The 17146-nt window shown below is 56.9% G+C and carries 15 protein-coding genes; 8 read left to right on the top strand and 7 right to left on the bottom strand.

The features are described 5' to 3' along the window. Positions 1–84: 84 nt before the first annotated feature. Genes EQV93_RS01735 through EQV93_RS01720 form a run of 4 tightly spaced genes read right to left on the bottom strand, consistent with a single transcriptional unit; the run spans position 85 to position 6395 of the window. Positions 85–1482, bottom strand: coding sequence for a heavy metal sensor histidine kinase (locus tag EQV93_RS01735; protein ID WP_240890774.1), 1398 nt, complete (start codon positions 1480–1482; stop codon positions 85–87). Then, complete coding sequence (locus EQV93_RS01730; RefSeq protein ID WP_146384209.1) at positions 1457–2131, bottom strand: heavy metal response regulator transcription factor; 675 nt, start codon at positions 2129–2131, stop codon at positions 1457–1459. Before EQV93_RS01730 ends, EQV93_RS01735 begins: the two co-directional genes overlap by 26 nt. Positions 2132–2139: 8 nt before the next feature. Further along, positions 2140–5235, bottom strand: coding sequence for a multidrug efflux RND transporter permease subunit (locus EQV93_RS01725; protein WP_240890773.1), 3096 nt, complete (start codon positions 5233–5235; stop codon positions 2140–2142). Beyond that, on the bottom strand, positions 5232–6395 hold the full coding sequence (locus EQV93_RS01720; RefSeq protein ID WP_240890772.1) for an efflux RND transporter periplasmic adaptor subunit: 1164 nt from the start codon (positions 6393–6395) through the stop codon (positions 5232–5234). Before EQV93_RS01720 ends, EQV93_RS01725 begins: the two co-directional genes overlap by 4 nt. 202 nt (positions 6396–6597) lie before the next feature. On the opposite strand from EQV93_RS01720, the gene EQV93_RS01715 reads away from it, so the two are divergent. Further along, positions 6598–6936, top strand: a complete 339-nt coding sequence (locus tag EQV93_RS01715) for a type 1 fimbrial protein (RefSeq protein ID WP_146427699.1) — start codon at positions 6598–6600, stop codon at positions 6934–6936. A gap of 81 nt (positions 6937–7017) precedes the next feature. Then, positions 7018–7257, top strand: coding sequence for a hypothetical protein (locus EQV93_RS01710; protein WP_122784879.1), 240 nt, complete (start codon positions 7018–7020; stop codon positions 7255–7257). A 16-nt stretch (positions 7258–7273) separates the two neighbouring features. On the opposite strand, the gene EQV93_RS01705 is transcribed toward EQV93_RS01710, so the two are convergent. From EQV93_RS01705 to norR, 3 genes are all read right to left on the bottom strand, one after another. Beyond that, positions 7274–7750: a GNAT family N-acetyltransferase gene (locus EQV93_RS01705; RefSeq protein WP_240890771.1), complete on the bottom strand. Its 477-nt coding sequence runs from the start codon at positions 7748–7750 to the stop codon at positions 7274–7276. Positions 7751–7754: 4 nt separating this feature from the next. Next, positions 7755–8654 carry a chemotaxis protein CheV gene (locus EQV93_RS01700; protein ID WP_146384201.1) on the bottom strand — a complete coding sequence of 300 codons (900 nt, stop codon included), beginning with the start codon at positions 8652–8654 and terminating at the stop codon, positions 7755–7757. A 196-nt stretch (positions 8655–8850) separates the two neighbouring features. Then, positions 8851–10395 (bottom strand): nitric oxide reductase transcriptional regulator NorR, encoded by a 1545-nt coding sequence (gene norR, locus EQV93_RS01695; RefSeq protein WP_146427112.1) that lies wholly within the window; start codon positions 10393–10395, stop codon positions 8851–8853. A 149-nt stretch (positions 10396–10544) separates the two neighbouring features. Between norR and hmpA the strand changes: the two genes are divergently transcribed. The 6 genes from hmpA to cyoD all read left to right on the top strand — a co-directional run bounded on the left by hmpA (position 10545) and on the right by cyoD (position 17141). Beyond that, a complete protein-coding gene (gene hmpA / locus EQV93_RS01690) occupies positions 10545–11717 on the top strand; it encodes an NO-inducible flavohemoprotein (RefSeq protein ID WP_240890770.1) in 1173 nt (390 codons plus the stop codon). 204 nt (positions 11718–11921) lie between these two features. Further along, positions 11922–12431: a disulfide bond formation protein B gene (locus tag EQV93_RS01685; protein WP_122784874.1), complete on the top strand. Its 510-nt coding sequence runs from the start codon at positions 11922–11924 to the stop codon at positions 12429–12431. Between the two features lie 787 nt (positions 12432–13218). Beyond that, complete coding sequence (cyoA, locus tag EQV93_RS01680) at positions 13219–14157, top strand: ubiquinol oxidase subunit II (protein ID WP_122784872.1); 939 nt, start codon at positions 13219–13221, stop codon at positions 14155–14157. Between the two features lie 3 nt (positions 14158–14160). Further along, complete coding sequence (cyoB, locus tag EQV93_RS01675; RefSeq protein ID WP_122784871.1) at positions 14161–16185, top strand: cytochrome o ubiquinol oxidase subunit I; 2025 nt, start codon at positions 14161–14163, stop codon at positions 16183–16185. A gap of 3 nt (positions 16186–16188) precedes the next feature. Further along, complete coding sequence (locus EQV93_RS01670; protein WP_122784870.1) at positions 16189–16815, top strand: cytochrome o ubiquinol oxidase subunit III; 627 nt, start codon at positions 16189–16191, stop codon at positions 16813–16815. Next, complete coding sequence (gene cyoD / locus EQV93_RS01665) at positions 16815–17141, top strand: cytochrome o ubiquinol oxidase subunit IV (protein ID WP_122784869.1); 327 nt, start codon at positions 16815–16817, stop codon at positions 17139–17141. The genes EQV93_RS01670 and cyoD overlap by 1 nt, the downstream gene beginning before the upstream one ends. Positions 17142–17146: the final 5 nt, after the last annotated feature.

Genomic DNA, 17146 nt, shown 5'->3' with positions numbered 1-17146 from the left:
GAACACGATCAAAGACTGTGTCGCTGGCGAGGCACCGCTCAAGAATGACTGCCTTTTTCAGCGCGATATGTCGCGATGGGTGGACTACACCGGCAAATGCAGGCCAAACGTATTTGTCCCATTGCGGCTGGTTACAAACACCTCGCCGCCGTGCATCAGCGTAATGGCCCTGACGATAGCCAGTCCCAGGCCGTGATTGGCGCCGCTGTTATGCCGCGAGGCATCAACACGGTAAAAGCGTTCGAACAAACGCGGTAGGTGCTCCTCGGCAATGGGGACACCCGGATTGCTGATGCTGATACTCACCCGCTCAGCGCTCTGGCTGATTAGCACCTCAATCAATTGCCCGGCTTCGGTATGCTGCACCGCGTTGTTGAGCAGGTTAATCAGCGCTCGACGCAAATGAGCTTTTTCGATATCCGCCTGCGCATCGCCACTGACTCGAACCTGTACCTGCGCGTCTTCCAGAATGAATTCAAGATAATCCAGTGTCGTTGCCACTTCGTCCGCCAGCGACACGCGGGTCAGTTTGCTGGCTTTGCTGCCTTGATCCGCACTGGCCAAAAACAGCATGTCGTTAATGATGCTGCGCAACCGCTCCAGCTCCTCCAGATTGGATTGCAGCACCTCAAAGTAATGCTCCGCCGAGCGACCGCGGGTCAGCGCAACCTGGGTTTGGCCGATCAGGTTGGTCAGCGGCGAACGCAGTTCATGGGCCACGTCTGCGTTGAAGGATTCCAGACGGGTATACGCCTGTTCAACACGTTCAAGGGTCGAATTGAATGCGTTGACGAATTGATCAAGCTCCGGCGGCAAAGCGTCCAGATGCAAACGTCCGGACAAGCGCGGAGGGGTCAGCTTCTGGGCTTCTTCAGACAAAGTGATCAAAGGTTTAAGGCCGATTTTGGCCACCCAATAGCCCAGCAGCGACGCCAGTAGCACCCCGATAATCGCCAGACTGATCAGGGCCACCAGCAATTGATGCTGGGTCTGGCGAAAGGTCTCGGTGTCGATGGCGATCAGAAAACGCAGTGCCGGGCGCTGCTCTTTGGCCGGCATCTGGCTGACCAGCACTTTGAACGGATAAGCCTCACCGGGCAGATGCAGGTCGCGTACACCGGGCGGGCCTTGAGCAAAAGTCCGCACGATGGCGTCTGGGTGGCCGTACTCATAATTCGGATCGTCGCTGATAACCCAAAAATGGATGCGCTTGTCTTCTTCGCTGAGCAATTTGAGTTTGGTGCTCATTTTGGCCCAATGATCTGGATTGCCAAATCGGTTGATCGACGACTCCAGTACGCTGTAGCGCGCATCCAGTTCGGCTTCGGGCAGCAAGCCGATACTTTTGTCGACTTGCTGGTACAGCGCCCCGCCGATGAGCACAAACACCACCAAGGCCACCAGCGTGAACATGGCGCTCAGGCGAAGGGCGATGGCGTTCAAACGATGGGGCCGCTTAGGCACTACGTCGCTCCAGCACATAACCCATACCGCGAATGGTGTGCAGCAATTTGTGCTCGAAGGGGCCGTCAAGTTTGGCGCGCAGGCGTTTGATGGCGACTTCGACCACATTGGCATCGCTGTCGAAATTGATGTCCCAGACCATCTCGGCTATGGCGGTTTTAGAGAGGATTTGGCCCTGGCTTCGCGCCAGTACGCTAAGCAATGAAAATTCCTTGGCTGTCAGGTCCAGGCGCGTACCCGAACGCGTCGCCTTGCGGCTGATCAAATCGATCCACAGGTCGTCGACTGTCACCTGCACTGGCTCGTGACCACCGCTGCGTCGGGTCAGGGCTTGCAGGCGAGCCACCAGTTCCAGAAACGAAAACGGCTTGCCCAGGTAATCATCGGCTCCTTCGCGCAGGCCGCGTATGCGGTCTTCAACCCGTTCGCGCGCGGTCAGCATGATCACCGGGGTTTGTTTGCGGGCGCGCAGAGCGCGTAACACAGCAAAGCCATCCAGCCCCGGCAGCATCACATCAAGCACAATCACCGCGTAGTCGCTTTCCAGTGCCAGGTGCAAGCCTTCAATGCCGTCGCGGGCCACATCCACGGTGTAGCCTTGCTCCGTCAGGCCACGATGCAGGTAGTCTGCGGTTTTCTCTTCGTCTTCAATTATCAGAACGCGCATAACCCGCCTCAGTGATTCGTCGCCAGCAAGCTGACGGGTTTGGAACGATGGAACAGCCGCTCAAGCCACAAGTATATGACTGGCGTGGTAAACAGCGTCAGCGCTTGGCTCACCAACAGCCCGCCAACGACGGCAATGCCCAACGGCTGACGCAGTTCAGCACCGGTGCCATAACCGAGCATCAATGGCAGTGCGCCGAGCAAGGCGGCGAGGGTGGTCATGATGATGGGCCGAAAACGCGTGAGGCAGGCTTCATAAATCGCCTGTTCAGGCGTTAAACCGCGAGTACGCTGGGCATCAAGGGCAAAGTCGACCATCAGAATGCCGTTCTTCTTGACGATACCGATCAGCAGAACCAAGCCGATCAGCGCCATGATTGAGAAGTCCTGACCACACAGCCACAGCATCAACAGTGCGCCAAGCCCGGCCGAAGGTAAGGTTGAGATGATGGTCAGCGGGTGTACAAGGCTTTCGTACAGCACGCCAAGAATGATGTACACCGCCACCAGTGCCGCCAGAATCAGCCACGGCTGGCTGGCCAGCGAGCTTTGGAATGCTTGTGCCGCGCCCTGAAAGTTGCCGCTGATGGTGGCCGGCATACCGATCTCGTTCTTCGCCTGATTGAGCATCAGCACCGCATCGCCCAGTGCCACGCCGGGCGCGAGGTTAAAGGACAGGTTGGCGGCCGGGAACATGCCGTCATGGCTGATCGACAACGGCCCGCTGACCGGCGCATCGACCTTGGCTACGGCGGACAATGGCACCATGTCGCCGTTAAGCGGCGAGCGCAGATAGAAGTAGTTCAGGCTTTCGGCCTCGGCGCGTTGCTGTGCATCGACTTCCAGAATCACGTTGTACTGGTTGATCTCGGTCTGGAACTCATTGACCTGACGCTGGCCGAACGCGTCATACAACGCCTCATCAACATCGGTGGCGGTGAGGCCGAAGCGGGCAGCGGCGTTCCGGTCGATGCTGATATGGGTGATGCTGCCGCCCAGTTGCAGGTCGTTGGACAAGTCGCGGAAGGCCGGGTTGGCCCGCAGCTTTTCAGTCAGGCGCTGAGTCCAGGTGTTGAGCGTCGGCCCATCGTTGCTTTTTAGTACATATTGATATTGGCTGCGGCTTGGCCCCGAGCTGAGGTTGATGTCTTGCCCGGCGCGCAGGTAGAGCACGATGCCTGGGACTTTAGCCAGTTGCGGGCGGATACGGTCGATAAACTCGCTGGCGGACACGTCGCGGTCGCCGCGATCCTTGAGGGCAATCCAGAAGCGTCCGTTGGCGATGGTCTGGTTGCTGCCGGTCACCCCCACCGCGTGGGAGAACGCCTGCACGGCCGGGTCGTTGCTGATGATGTCGGCCAGTGCCAGATGCTTTTGTTTCATGTCAGTAAATGAAATATCGGACGCAGCCTCGGTGGTGCCGAGCACGAAGCCGGTGTCTTGCACCGGGAAGAACCCTTTGGGGATCAGCACATAGCCGGCAATGGCCATCGCCAGTGTGACAGCGAAGATCCCCAGCATCAGCCGTTGATGGGCCAGTGCGCGTTGCAACCCTCTGTCGTAAAGCCTCAGCAAGCGCTCACCAAACCCCGGTTTGGCATCGGCTTGATGCACCGGCGAACGCATGAACAGTGCCGCCAGGGTGGGCGCAAGGGTCAGCGACACCAGTACCGAAATCAAAATGGTCGAGGTGGCGGTCAGGGCGAACTCCTTGAACAGACGGCCCACCACGCCGCCCATAAACAGCAGCGGGATAAAGGCCGCCACCAGCGAAAAGCTGATCGACACCACGGTAAAGCCAATCTCGCTGGAACCTTTGATCGCCGCATCGCGCATGCTTTCGCCCGCTTCGAGATGACGGTGAATGTTTTCCACCACCACGATGGCATCGTCGACCACAAACCCCACGGCCACCACGATGGCCACCAGCGTCAGGTTATTCAGGCTGAAGCCCAATACATACATCAAGGCAAAACTGGCAATCAGTGACACACCGAGCACGGCAGAGACGATCAGGGTGGCCGACCATTGGCGCAAGAACAGCGCCATTACGGCGATGACCAGCAGGACGGCAATCAGCAAGGTGATTTCCACCTCGTGCAACGACGCGCGAATGGTTTTGGTGCGGTCGCTCAGCACGGTCACTTCGACCGATGCCGGGAGCATTGCTTGCAAGCTGGGCAGGGCGGCCTGAATACGGTCTACCGTCTCGACAATATTGGCGCCGGGCTGGCGCGAAATCACCAGGTTGAGCCCCGGCTGATGGCCGGACCACGCTTGCACATAATCGTTTTCGGAGCCGTTGATCACCCGCGCCACGTCCCGAAGTTGTACCGGGGCACCGTCTTTGTAGGAGACCACTAACTGGCTGTACTCGTCGGCGTTGAACAATTGATCGTTGGTCGACAGGGTCGAAATGCTCGACGGCCCGTACAGCGCGCCTTTGGCCAGATTAAGGCTGGTTTGTTGAATGGCCAGACGTATATCGGCCAACGTCAGGCCAATGGCGGCCAGTTTGTCCGCAGAGGCTTGTACCCGGATCGCCGGCCGCTGCTGGCCGGTGATATTGATCAGGCCCACGCCATCGATTTGGCTGATCTGTCGGGCCAGCAAGGTTTCGACGTAATCGCTCAGTTCTGTGCCGGGCATTTGCAAAGAGCTGATGCTGAGGATCAGCACGGGGCTGTCCGCCGGATTGACCTTCTTCCAGGTCGGTAATGTCGGCATGTCTTTAGGCAATTTGCCGGATGCGGTATTGATGGCCGCTTGCACCTCCTGGGCGGCGGTATCGATGCTTTTGTCGAGGGTGAATTGCAGGGTCAGGGTGGTCGATCCCAACGCGCTGCTGGAGGTCATTTGGGTCATGCCGGGGATCGCGCTGAACTGCACTTCCAGCGGGGTGGCCACCGACGACGCCATCGTGTCGGGGCTGGCGCCGGGCAATTGCGCCGAGACTTGAATGGTCGGGAATTCCGCCTCGGGCAAAGGGGCGATGGGCAGCCGCGGAAAGGCAATCAGCCCCAGCAATACCAGCGCAAAGGTCAGTAACACCGTGGCTATCGGGTGATCAACGCACCAGGCAGAGAGCGAGCGGCTGTGGCTCATGGTTGCACCGGCGGGTTGCTGCGTGCGTCGGTAAGCGCCGGTTCGCTCAAGACGGTGATGTGCGAGCCGGGTTTAAGCCGTGACTGGCCGTCGCTGACCAGTGTATCGCCCACATTGACCCCGCTGATCACGTTGAGCGCCGTGTCTTGATAGACGATCTGTACCGGTACGGTTTCAACCGAATCGCCCACCGTGCGGTACACGAAGTAATTATCCAGCCCGCGCTGTACCACCTGTGGCGGCACCACGAGGGCCTGTTGTTCAAGCCCGGTCTGGATCTCGATATTGACCAACTGGCCGGGCCACAAGGTGTGGGTGGGGTTATCAAATTGAGCTTTGACTTTGATCGTGCCGGTGGTTGCGGATACCTGATTGTCGATCAGGCTCAAGCGGCCTTGGCCCAGCGGCGTACCTGCGGGGCCGGCGTTGCCTAGAAAGGCTTTGACCAAGGCCGGTTGTGGGGCATCGAGGAGTGCGTGCAAGGTTGGCAGCAACTGTTGCGGTAACGAGAACTCCACGGCAATCGGGTCGATTTGGGTGACGGAAAACAGCCCCTGGGCATCGCTGACACGCAGGAAGTTGCCTTGGTCAACCGTGCGAATGCCAACGCGACCTGAGACCGGCGAGTGAATTTGGGTGAACGACAACTGAACTTCTGCAGCGGCAATCGCAGCCTGATAGCCCTTCGCTGTGGCGTTGAGCTCATCGACCAGCGCCTGCTGCTGGTCGAGGGTTTGTTTGGACACGCCGTTGTCGACACTGAGCAACTGGTAACGCTTGAGGTCGATCCGGGCGACTTGCAGTTGCGCCTGGTTTTGTCCTAATTGGGCTTTGGCTTGATCGAGGCTGGCCTTGATTGAACGGTCATCCAGGGTTGCCAGCAAATCCCCGGCTTTGACCGTCTGACCTTCGGTTACCAGCAGCCGGGTCAGAATGCCGTCGATCTGCGGGCGTATGACCACACTGTGCAGGGACAGTACTGAGCCAATCCCGCTGACATAGCGCGGCACATCTTGCTGCACCACGTGAATCACCCTGACCGGTACGGGCGCAGCAGCGGATGACTTGAGAGGGGGGGGGCGTGTGGCCCACCACAGTGTGCTGCCGATAAGGGCAACAACTAATGTGCCCAGCACTATCTTATTGGTTTTGGTTGGCATGCCGGTTAGACGCCGTGTGCGTGAGGTGGTTGGATGGGCTCAGCCAAGGGTTATAACGCGTGAACCCGGTCAGTACAGTGACGGCTAACTGACATTACCGACAGCTTAATTAAAAAAGTGTGAAGGCTTGTCAGGATCTGTCATGTGTGGCCGATAGGCTGATTAATAAGAGGAGCGCTTCAGCGTTCCCGCACGGAGATGCATGATGAAGAATGTAGCGTTTGGGCTGTCGGTATTCGGGGTGTTGGGGCTGATACATCAGGTGAGTGCCCAGCCCGCCGTAGAGGGGGGAACCCTCCATTTTCGAGGCTCAATCGTGGAGCGCATGTGCGAATTGGGCGCGGGCGCTACGGTCACGTATGGCGCCGCAACCCAGCTTATCAACGTCACCCCCTCGGTCGTACTGGCGGTGAACCGGGCCACCCGGTTATGCCGGTTTGCAGACCTACCGTTTGTCGCGACGTATCAGGTGCTCGAACCCGCAGGCCTGCGTGCAGAGTCACCGAATGAAAAGGGTGTGGTAACTATTTCCTACTTGTGACTGCGCGGCGGAGGAATCAGGCAGGTATACTGCGCGGCTGTTCGCCAATTGGCCTGATTATTCCCGTATCCCGGAGCTTTCATGACTACTCCTACACAACCGACCGCTCCTGATGCTGTGGACACGGTTGACAGCGAAACCAGCCTCAACACTGTAGAAAAGCCGGTTATCCCGGCCTTCAAGTTCCCGTTCAAGCCCGCCGAGTTTGCTAAAGCCAAATCTCAGGGCAAAGCGTATTACCAGAAGAGCGGGCTTGGCGGTCACGATACAACGCCAGGTGCACCGCCGCATGGCACGCGTAAAACCATGGGTAAACGCTGATCTGCGGGACTTTTCATCAGAGCACCCGTTCGCGTTGCACCACGGTCATGCCGTGTTTTTGATACAGGCACAGGGCCGTGTGATTGTGTTCCATGACCTTGAGGTCTACACAGGCTTCGCGACGCTGCTCAAATACAGCGAACACATGGCTTAGCAACGCGTCGCCCAAGCCACGGCGCTGGTGGTCGGGATGCACGATCAAATCCTTGAGGAAGGCGCTGGTCCAGGCTTGTGCAAACGCGATGACCTGGCCATTGCGCAGCAGCGCAAAACACAACTGCGGATCATATTCAGCGTCATGCACCAGGGCATGTTGCCAGTGCGCAATTGATTCGATACTGCCCATGCCGCCGCTATACGCCTGGTCAAGCAGCGCGTGGGCTTGAGGCAGCCACTGTGGCTTCAGGGTTGCCAGGGTTACGTCGTCAGGCCAGCGAACGGCTAATAAGGGTTCGCGCAGGTCTTTGCGTAGCAACAGGCTATAGGCACTCATGCTGTTAATAGCCTTGTTCGGCTACCGTGCGCGCGGCCTGAATGAGGCATTGCGTCAACTCCGGCGAGGAAAACTTGGTCAGCACCGCATTGGCTCCGGCCAGGTGGGCTTTCTGGGTGTTCATGGTGCTGTTCAATGAGGTATGCAACAGCACATATAGGTGAGCAAAATCGGGGGTGTCGCGCACCGTACGGGTGAACGCATAACCGTCCATTTCAGACATTTCGATGTCCGAGACCACCACGTTGATCTGCTGCGGCGTGCCTTGTAACTCCAGCAGGCGGTCGATGGCTTCCTTGGCGCTGCGGGCGGTGTGGCAATGCACACCCAGATTGCGCAAGGTGATGACCGATTGTTGCAGTGCCACCTGGCTGTCATCCACTACCAGAATTCGGGCGTTGGCCAGCAGTTTGGCGTCTTCACGGCTGAGCACCTCAGGTGAGGTGTCAACCCGGGTGGGGGCGATACCGTGGATGACTTTTTCGATGTCCAGTATTTGCACCAGCGCGCCGTCTACCTGGGTAACACCGGTGATGTACGAGCGTTTGCCAGAGCCATAGGGCGGCGGGCGAATGTCAGTTGTCAGGCAGTGCACGATCCTGCTGACGGCTTGAACGTGAAGCCCCTGCTTGGAGCGGCTGACATCGGTCACGATCAGGCAGCCGCCATCAGGATCGAGCAAAGGTTGTTCGCCGATGGCACGGCTCAGGTCGATCACCGAAAGAGACAGGCCCCGCAGTACTGCAATGCCTTTCACATGGGGATGAGACTCCGGCATTTTGGTCAGTGGCGGGCAAGGAATGATTTCACTGACTTTGAGCAGGTTGATTGCCATCAGCTTGCCGCTGCGCAGGGTAAAGAGCAGAAGCGAGAGTGAATCTGCGCGGGCATTGCTTGAGGACATAAAAACCTTCAAAAGGCCGAGGGTGGCGTGGGATACAGGGTTATCGACCTGATCGGGTTGGGCTTTAGGTGGGCAGGGAGATTGTGTGGCCTTCAAGACCCTCACCCCAACCCTCTCCCAAAGGGAGAGGGGGCTGGATTTGCTTTTGCTTTTAGTCCCCTCTCCCTCTGGGAGAGGGTTAGGGTGAGGGCGGTTTTTATTTCAAGCCCAATCGCTTGGCCATTCGCCCTAGATTCGCCCTGTCGACCCCCAGCTCGCGGGCCGCACTGGCCCAGTTATGCTGATGACGCTCCAGGCAGGCACTGATGAGCTGGCGTTGGAAACTCTCAGTGGCATGACGCAAGTCGCCCACGCCTTCAATGCTCATCGCCTGCTCATTCATGCCAGCACTCTCAGTGGTGGTGGGCAAATCAAGATCCGCCGCCGTCAACGTCAAAATACGCGGGCGTGTGGTGCAACGGCCCAAGGCTTTCAGCGCGCTGCGGGCTATCAGGTGTTCCAGTTCTCGCACATTCCCCGGCCAGTCATAGTGCACCAGCGCTGCTTGCGCATCGGCGCTTAACCGCAAGCTGCCAAGGCCCAGGCGGGAACGGTTTTGCTCCAGAAAGAAGCCACTCAACAGCAACACATCTCGCCCGCGCTCACGCAGCGCCGGAACCCTGAGCGGGTAGACGCTCAAACGATGGTAGAAGTCAGCACGGTAGCGTCCGCTGCGCACTTCTTCGGCCAAATCCCGGTTGGTTGCCGCGATTAAGCGCACGTCCACCCGATGCTCCTGATCTGAGCCCAAGCGCTGTAACTGGCCGCTTTGCAGCACGCGCAAGAGCTTCGCCTGCACCGTCAGTGACAACTCGCCCACTTCGTCCAGAAACAGAGTGCCGCCATTGGCCAATTCGAATTTGCCGCGTCGATCTTGGGTGGCCCCAGTAAATGCACCTCGCACATGACCGAACAGTTCGCTCTCTACCAGTGTGTCGGGCAGCGCAGCGCAATTGAGGCTGATCATCGGTTTATCGGCGCGTGGCGAGGCCGCGTGTATGGCTTGCGCCACCAACTCTTTGCCGACTCCGGTTTCGCCCGTGATCAGTACAGTCAATTCACTGCTGCCTACCAGGGATATTTCTTCAAGCAGTCGCTTGTGCGGGAGGCTCTGGCCGATCAGCTCTTTGTCCGGTGAGTCGTGGGCCTGACGGTAGGATTCGGCCCTTTGCTGTTCATCCTCGACCCGCAGAGCCAGGCGTTCAATGCGCTGGGCCACCTTGACCGTAGCTGCTGCAAGGCTGGCAAAGGCTTGCAGGTCATCAAGCTCAATCGGCTCAAAACGCTTTGAGTCCAGCGCGTCCAGTGTCAATAACCCCCAGGGCTGTTCATCAACAAACAGCGGGCAACCCATGCAGTCGTGAACTTCCAGGTGATCACCCAGACCGTCCACCAGACCGTCGTAGGGGTCGGGCAGTTCGCAATTGCTGGGAAAGCGCGTGGGGCCGGGGCTGCTGAGCAGAAATTGAAAACGCGGGTGTTCGCTGACTTTAAAGCGCCGGCCCAGTGTGTCGAGGCTTAAACCATCGACGGCCAAGGGCACCAGCCATTCACCGTCCAGTCGCAGTAATGCCGCCGCGTCGCACGGTAGCAAGGTGCGCAGTGCGTGCAGCAAGCGGCGATAGCGTTCACTTTCAGGCAGGTCGCGGGCCAGGTCTGCGACCAGCGGCAAGAGTGTGGTGAGCAGTAGTTTTGCAGTCATTTTGACCTCGTGTAGTCGATATGACTCTAGTGCAGGGCGTGTCAAAATGACAAATAAATTTATAAGTATCTGATTTATAACGATTTAAATGTTGGCACGAATAGTGATGTGTAATGGCTAATAGTTCTACATTATCAGGAGTCACTCTTATGCTTACTGCTCAAGATCGTGCCATCGTCAAATCCACTGTACCGCTGCTGGAAAGCGGTGGTGAAGCGCTGACCACTCACTTTTATAAATTGATGCTCGCCGAGCACCCTGAAGTGCGTCCATTGTTCAACCCGGCCAACCAGGCCAGCGGGGCTCAACCTCGCGCACTGGCTAACGGCGTATTGATGTATGCCCGTCATATCGACCAACTCGACCAGTTGGGTGATCTGGTGGCACGGATCATCAACAAGCATGTTGCCCTGCAAATTCTGCCCGAGCATTACCCCATTGTCGGCAGCTGCCTGCTGCGCGCGATTGAAGAAGTGCTGGGCAGCGACATAGCCACACCTGAGGTGCTTGCCGCCTGGGGGGCAGCCTACAATCAGCTGGCTGAAATTCTGATAGGCGCCGAATCGGCACTGTATGAAGAAAAGGCTAACGCACCGGGCGGCTGGCGTGGCGGGCGTGAATTCAAGTTGGTGGCTAAGGTTGAAGAAAGTGCTGAAGTGACTTCTTTCTACTTCCGCCCTGTGGATGAACAGCCCATTTTAGAATTCACCCCCGGTCAGTACATCGGCCTCAAATTGAATATAGATGGCGAAGAAGTGCGCCGTAACTATTCGTTGTCAGCCACAGCCCAACTGGGCCGCTACCGCATCAGCGTCAAGCGCTTGGAAGGGGGCGTAGCCTCTAACTACCTGCATGAGCGTATGCAGGTGGGCGATACCCTTGAGCTGTTCCCACCAGCCGGGGAGTTCACCCTGACCGACAGCGATAAGCCTTTGGTATTGATCAGCGGTGGTGTCGGCATTACTCCGACGTTACCGATGCTTGAGGTTGCGCTCAAAACAGGGCGGCCTATTCATTTCATTCACTGCGCCCGCAATGCCCGTGTGCATGCGTTCCGCACCTGGGTCGATGAGCTGGCTGAGCAACACCCGCAGTTGCAGCGTTTCTACTGCTATGAAGAGCACGACGACGGGGCCGACCATGTTGGCCTGCTGACTGAGGAAGTGCTGGCACAATGGTTACCTGCTGACCGAGATGCAGACGTCTACTTCCTTGGCCCGCAAGGCTTTATGCGCTCGGTAAAACGCCACCTCAAGGCGCTGGGCGTGCCAGAGCAACAAAGCCGTTATGAGTTCTTCGGCCCGGCTGCGCTGTTGGATTGATCCAGCTGTAGCCTAGCCTTCGTTCCTCGACAGCGGCGACAAAGGTTGGCAGCACCCCGTTTCGATGCGCGGGTGCTGCTTTGCGCCTTTAATGTTGCATTAATTGCCTTGCGCCACGTTTATCCACACAGTTTCACTCCTTCAGGCTGCAGGTCTGCGTGTAAACTGCGGACTTTTCCAATATTCAGGCTTAAGGGATATGCGATGACACATGACATGATGCGTTTGGGCCCCGAGAAGCGCTTTCTGGCGTTGCTCGGGCTGATTTGCCTGGCCCTGATCGGTGGGGCGTTGTACATGCAAATCGTGCTCGGAGAGGCGCCATGCCCGCTGTGCATATTGCAACGCTATGCCTTGTTATTGATCGCACTCTTTGCCTTTATCGGGGTGGCGATGCCGACCCGGCGCAGTATCACGGTGTGTGAGGTGCTGGTGGTGCTCAGTGCCATTGGCGGAATTATCGCTGCGGCCCGCCACGTCTATATCCTCGCTAACCCGGCAGTGAGCTGTGGCCTTGATGTATTGCAACCTATCGTTGACGGCCTGCCACTGGCTGCGATTTTTCCTTTAGGTTTTCAAGTCGATGGCTTTTGTTCAACGCCTTATCCTCCCGTATTGGGCTTGTCGCTGGCGCAATGGGCGTTGGTGGCGTTTGTGTTGACCGCCGTGCTGGTGCCGGTGGGCATTTACCGCAATCGCAGAAAAACGCATTAAAACACTCGCATCCGCCCCGTACTTCTATTGGAAGTACGGGTTTTTTATGTCCGGCCAAATGTCAACAGGATGTGATGCAGCATAAAAAAAAGTGTCTGCTAAGCTGCGACATATTGTCACGCGAGAGGTGTCGCACGGCGGCTTTAGCGGGATGCAGCGCGTCGTAAAACCGCCTATCGGGTATTAATGGATCTAGACTTACTTCTGATGGGCAAGGGTTGAAATAGGCAGAGGGCGTCTCAATGAAAAAACGCTGTAAGCCTCTTTGTTTGGGCGTTTACGCGGATTGACGATGGGGCGGTCGTGCGCTAAAAAGAGGCGTTTTTTGAAGGGGCGGTGGCGTGCTACAAGCTGTTTCGAGAGGGTTAGGGGGCGTGCGGCGTAATAATAGTTAGGGATTGTTACCGTAGCCGAGATGAATTATTTCGGTATGAGACATGGTTTATGGAGGGCTACCTAACTACAATCGCACGCACTGAACGTCCAGCCTGCTCGTCCCGAGCCCAAGCGGGTAGTTGACGGTCGTCTGGGCGGTTCGACAGGCGTCCCATGCGACTCCCAGGTACTGGCAACCCTTCTAAGTTCTGCACCAAATGGATTTGGTCTGTAACAAGGCCATTGACCACGTATCAAATAAGAAATCACTGCTACCCCGGAATTCGCCTATTCGCCTGATAGTGATAGAGCAGGGCTTCATACAATTCCGGAAAAGAGCCAACGCTTGGCAGGGCGAAGCGTTGGCGAAAAAAACCAACTGCATTGTGCAAGCTGTTTTAGAGGTCGTGAGATGACTAAAAAAAGGTACCCCAGACTCCTTGGCTTATTGCCACTTTTCGGCACGTTGCTGCTGGGAGGTTGCAATTGGACATTGCTCAATCCAGTGGGGCAGATCGGGATCGAAGAGCGGAATCTGATCATCACTGCAACATTGTTGATGCTCCTGGTTGTGGTCCCGGTCATCGCGATGACATTTATCTTCGCGTGGAAATACCGTGCGTCGAACAAGGATGCTACCTACGCACCTAAATGGTCGCACTCTACCAAGATCGAAGTCGTGATCTGGACTGTTCCTATCCTGATCATCCTCGCCCTGGGCGTTTTGACCTACAAGTCGACCCACGCTCTGGATCCATACCGTCCACTTGAATCCGACGTCAAACCGTTGACCATCGAAGTGGTGGCAATGGATTGGAAGTGGCTGTTCATCTACCCGGAACAGGGTATCGCCACTGTCAACAAGATCGTGTTCCCGGCCAATACGCCGATCAATTTCCGTATCACCTCTGACACGGTCATGAACTCGTTCTTCATTCCGGGCCTGGGCGGGCAGATCTACGCCATGGCCGGTATGCAGACCAAGTTGCACTTGATTGCCAACCACAACGCTGAACTGGATGGCATTTCTGCCAACTACAGCGGTGCGGGCTTCACTGGCATGAAATTCAAAGCGATTGCGACTTCTCAGGCCGAATTCGACGCCTGGGTAAATGAAGTCAAAGCGTCACCTAAACAGCTTGATCAAGCTGAATACGCCGCCTTGTCCAAGCCAAGCCAAAACAACCCCGTTGCGCTTTACTCTTCGTACGCACCGAACCTGTTCCAGACCATCATCGACAAGTATGAAGGTATGACACCAGGCAAACCGGTCAAGCACGAGAAGAAAGCAGTCGCCGGGACCGATGGGGTGGACGAGAGTTCGAATTCAGCTGCCGGGGCAGAGGAGTAAACGATGTTTGGTAAATTAAGTTGGGAAGCGGTCCCATTCCACGAGCCGATCGTAATGGTGACCATTGCCATGATCGCGCTGGGTGGTCTGGCACTGTTTGCAGCAATAACCTACTTCAAGAAGTGGACCTACTTGTGGACTGAATGGCTAACGTCAGTCGACCACAAGAAAATCGGCGTGATGTACATCATCGTCGCCATGATCATGCTGCTGCGCGGCTTTGCCGACGCCGTCATGATGCGTACCCAGTTGGCCATGGCCACCGAGGGCTCACCTGGCTACTTGCCGCCTGAACACTATGACCAGATCTTCACCGCTCACGGTGTGATCATGATCATCTTCATGGCGATGCCATTCTTCACCGGCCTGATGAACCTTGCAGTGCCGCTGCAGATCGGCGCACGTGATGTTGCCTATCCGTTCCTGAACTCCCTGAGCTTCTGGCTCCTGGTGTCCGGCGTTGTGCTGGTCAACCTGTCGCTGGGCGTCGGCGAGTTCGCCAAGACCGGTTGGGTTGCTTATCCGCCGCTGTCGGGCTTGCAGTACAGCCCTGGCGTGGGGATGGACTACTACATCTGGGCCCTGCAGTTATCGGGGTTAGGTACGACGTTAACCGGGGTTAACTTCCTGGCGACCGTACTGAAGATGCGTGCTCCAGGCATGAAACTGATGGACATGCCGATCTTCACCTGGACCTGCACCTGGGCAAACGTCCTGATCGTGGCTTCGTTCCCGATCCTGACTGCTACCCTGGCACTGCTGACACTTGACCGTTACATGGATTTCCACATTTTCACCAGTGAACTTGGTGGTAATCCAATGATGTACGTCAACCTGTTCTGGGCGTGGGGTCACCCTGAGGTGTACATCCTCATTCTGCCGGCGTTCGGGATCTTCTCTGAAGTTATCTCCACGTTCACCGGTAAACGTCTGTTCGGTCACCACTCGATGGTCTACGCCTCCGGCGCGATCTCGGTGCTGGGCTTCATGGTTTGGCTGCACCACTTCTTCACCATGGGTTCGGGTGCAAGCGTCAACGCCTTCTTCGGTCTGGCGACGATGCTTATTTCGATCCCGACGGGGGTCAAGCTATTCAACTGGCTGTTCACCATCTACCAAGGTCGTCTGCGCTTCACCAGCCAGGTGCTGTGGACCCTGGGCTTCATGGTGACCTTCGCCATTGGTGGTATGACTGGCGTACTGCTGGCCATCCCGGGTGCTGACTTCGTACTGCACAACAGCCTGTTTGTAATTGCTCACTTCCATAACGTGATCATTGGCGGTGCGGTATTCGGTTACATCGCTGGTTTCAGCTTCTACTTCCCTAAAGCGTTCGGCTTCAAACTGAACGAGAAGTGGGGCAAGGCAGCGTTCTGGTTCTGGATTGTTGGCTTCTTCATCGCGTTCATGCCGCTGTATGCACTGGGCTTCATGGGCATGACCCGTCGTCTGAACGCCACTACCAACCCAGAGTGGGTGCCTTACCTGTACGTAGCTGCGTTCGGCGCATTCCTGATTGCATTGGGCATCATCAGCCAGTTGATCCAGCTGTACGTCAGCGTCCGTGACCGTAACAAACCAGAGAACGCCTGCGAATTCGGCGATCCATGGAATGGCCACACCCTGGAATGGTCGACTTCGTCGCCACCTCCGTTCTACAACTTCGCCGTAGTGCCAAAAGTAGACGGTATCGACGCGTTCACCGAAGCCAAGGAAAACGGTACGGCTTACAAGGCTCCGGCCAAGTACTCGCCGATCCACATGCCTAACAACACCGCTACTGGTGTGTACATGGGCGCACTGCTGACCGTATTCGGTTTCGCGATGATCTGGCACATCTGGTGGCTGGCCATCGTGGGCCTGGTAGGTACGGTTGTTGTCTTCGTTGCTCACGCAGCCCGTGACGACCAAGGCTACATGGTGCCGGTCGAGACCATCGAGCGTATCGAGGCCGAGCAGCACAAGCGTTTGGTAGCCGCCAAAGCAATCCCGGCTACCGGTGTTGAATCCAAGTTGGAACAGGTTTAAACCATGTCGAACTTAGCGACCACTGCTGGAAACGCTCATGGTCACGACCATGAGCACCATGACGAACATCACGACGCAGGCGAGACTACCGTATTCGGTTTCTGGCTTTACCTGATGACCGACTGCATCTTGTTTGCGTCGATCTTCGCGGTATACGCGGTATTGGTGAACAACGTTGCGGGTGGCCCGTCGGGCCACGACATCTTCGAACTGCCGTACGTACTGGGTGAAACTGCCCTGTTGCTGTTCAGCTCGATCACCTACGGCTTCGCCATGCTGGCGTTGTTCAAGGGCAAGAAGCCGCAAGTGCTGTTCTGGCTTGCGATGACTTTCCTGCTGGGTGCCGGCTTTATCGCCATGGAAATCAACGAGTTCCATCTGTTGATCTCCGAAGGCTACGGCCCTAGCCGTTCAGGCTTCCTGTCCGGGTTCTTCACCCTGGTTGGTACCCACGGTCTGCACGTGACCAGCGGTCTGATCTGGATGGCGATCATGATGTATCAGGTGCAGAAAAACGGCCTGACGGCGACCAACAAGACCCGTCTGAGCTGCTTGAGCCTGTTCTGGCACTTCCTGGACGTGGTGTGGATCTGCGTATTCACCGTTGTTTACCTGATGGGGACTTTGTAATGGCTAACGCACATTCCGACGGCGCCAACCACGGCAGCGTGAAGTCATACGTGATCGGCTTCATCCTGTCGGTAATCCTGACCGCCATTCCGTTCGGGCTGGTCATGTATCCGAGCTTGCCGAAAATCACCACGTTGGCAGTCGTACTGCTGTGCGCTGTGGTGCAAGTGGTTGTTCACCTGGTGTACTTCCTGCACCTGGACCGCTCGCCGGCACAACGCAACAACGTGACAGCGCTGGTGTTTGCCGCGCTGGTAATTGTCCTGCTGGTGGGCTTGTCCCTGTGGATCATGTTTAGCATCCACGCTGAAATGATGGCGAAGTGAGGTAA

The organism is Pseudomonas sp. TMW22091, from assembly GCF_022496705.1.
GTDB lineage: Bacteria > Pseudomonadota > Gammaproteobacteria > Pseudomonadales > Pseudomonadaceae > Aquipseudomonas > Aquipseudomonas saxonica.
Note: the sequence above shows the minus strand (reverse complement) of the source record. Positions and strands in the feature narration are given on the sequence as shown.

Bases quoted from the DNA above. Each gene is read 5' to 3' on its own strand.
- EQV93_RS01715 (WP_146427699.1), top strand. From the start codon at position 6,598: ATGATGAAGAATGTAGCGTTTGGGCTGTCGGTATTCGGGGTGTTGGGG.
- EQV93_RS01720 (WP_240890772.1), bottom strand. From the start codon at position 6,395: ATGCCAACCAAAACCAATAAGATAGTGCTGGGCACATTAGTTGTTGCC.
- EQV93_RS01730 (WP_146384209.1), bottom strand. From the start codon at position 2,131: ATGCGCGTTCTGATAATTGAAGACGAAGAGAAAACCGCAGACTACCTG.
- EQV93_RS01710 (WP_122784879.1), top strand. From the start codon at position 7,018: ATGACTACTCCTACACAACCGACCGCTCCTGATGCTGTGGACACGGTT.
- hmpA (WP_240890770.1), top strand. From the start codon at position 10,545: ATGCTTACTGCTCAAGATCGTGCCATCGTCAAATCCACTGTACCGCTG.
- EQV93_RS01700 (WP_146384201.1), bottom strand. From the start codon at position 8,654: ATGTCCTCAAGCAATGCCCGCGCAGATTCACTCTCGCTTCTGCTCTTT.
- EQV93_RS01685 (WP_122784874.1), top strand. From the start codon at position 11,922: ATGACACATGACATGATGCGTTTGGGCCCCGAGAAGCGCTTTCTGGCG.
- EQV93_RS01670 (WP_122784870.1), top strand. From the start codon at position 16,189: ATGTCGAACTTAGCGACCACTGCTGGAAACGCTCATGGTCACGACCAT.
- cyoA (WP_122784872.1), top strand. From the start codon at position 13,219: ATGACTAAAAAAAGGTACCCCAGACTCCTTGGCTTATTGCCACTTTTC.
- EQV93_RS01735 (WP_240890774.1), bottom strand. From the start codon at position 1,482: ATGTGCTGGAGCGACGTAGTGCCTAAGCGGCCCCATCGTTTGAACGCC.
- EQV93_RS01705 (WP_240890771.1), bottom strand. From the start codon at position 7,750: ATGAGTGCCTATAGCCTGTTGCTACGCAAAGACCTGCGCGAACCCTTA.
- cyoB (WP_122784871.1), top strand. From the start codon at position 14,161: ATGTTTGGTAAATTAAGTTGGGAAGCGGTCCCATTCCACGAGCCGATC.
- EQV93_RS01725 (WP_240890773.1), bottom strand. From the start codon at position 5,235: ATGAGCCACAGCCGCTCGCTCTCTGCCTGGTGCGTTGATCACCCGATA.
- norR (WP_146427112.1), bottom strand. From the start codon at position 10,395: ATGACTGCAAAACTACTGCTCACCACACTCTTGCCGCTGGTCGCAGAC.
- cyoD (WP_122784869.1), top strand. From the start codon at position 16,815: ATGGCTAACGCACATTCCGACGGCGCCAACCACGGCAGCGTGAAGTCA.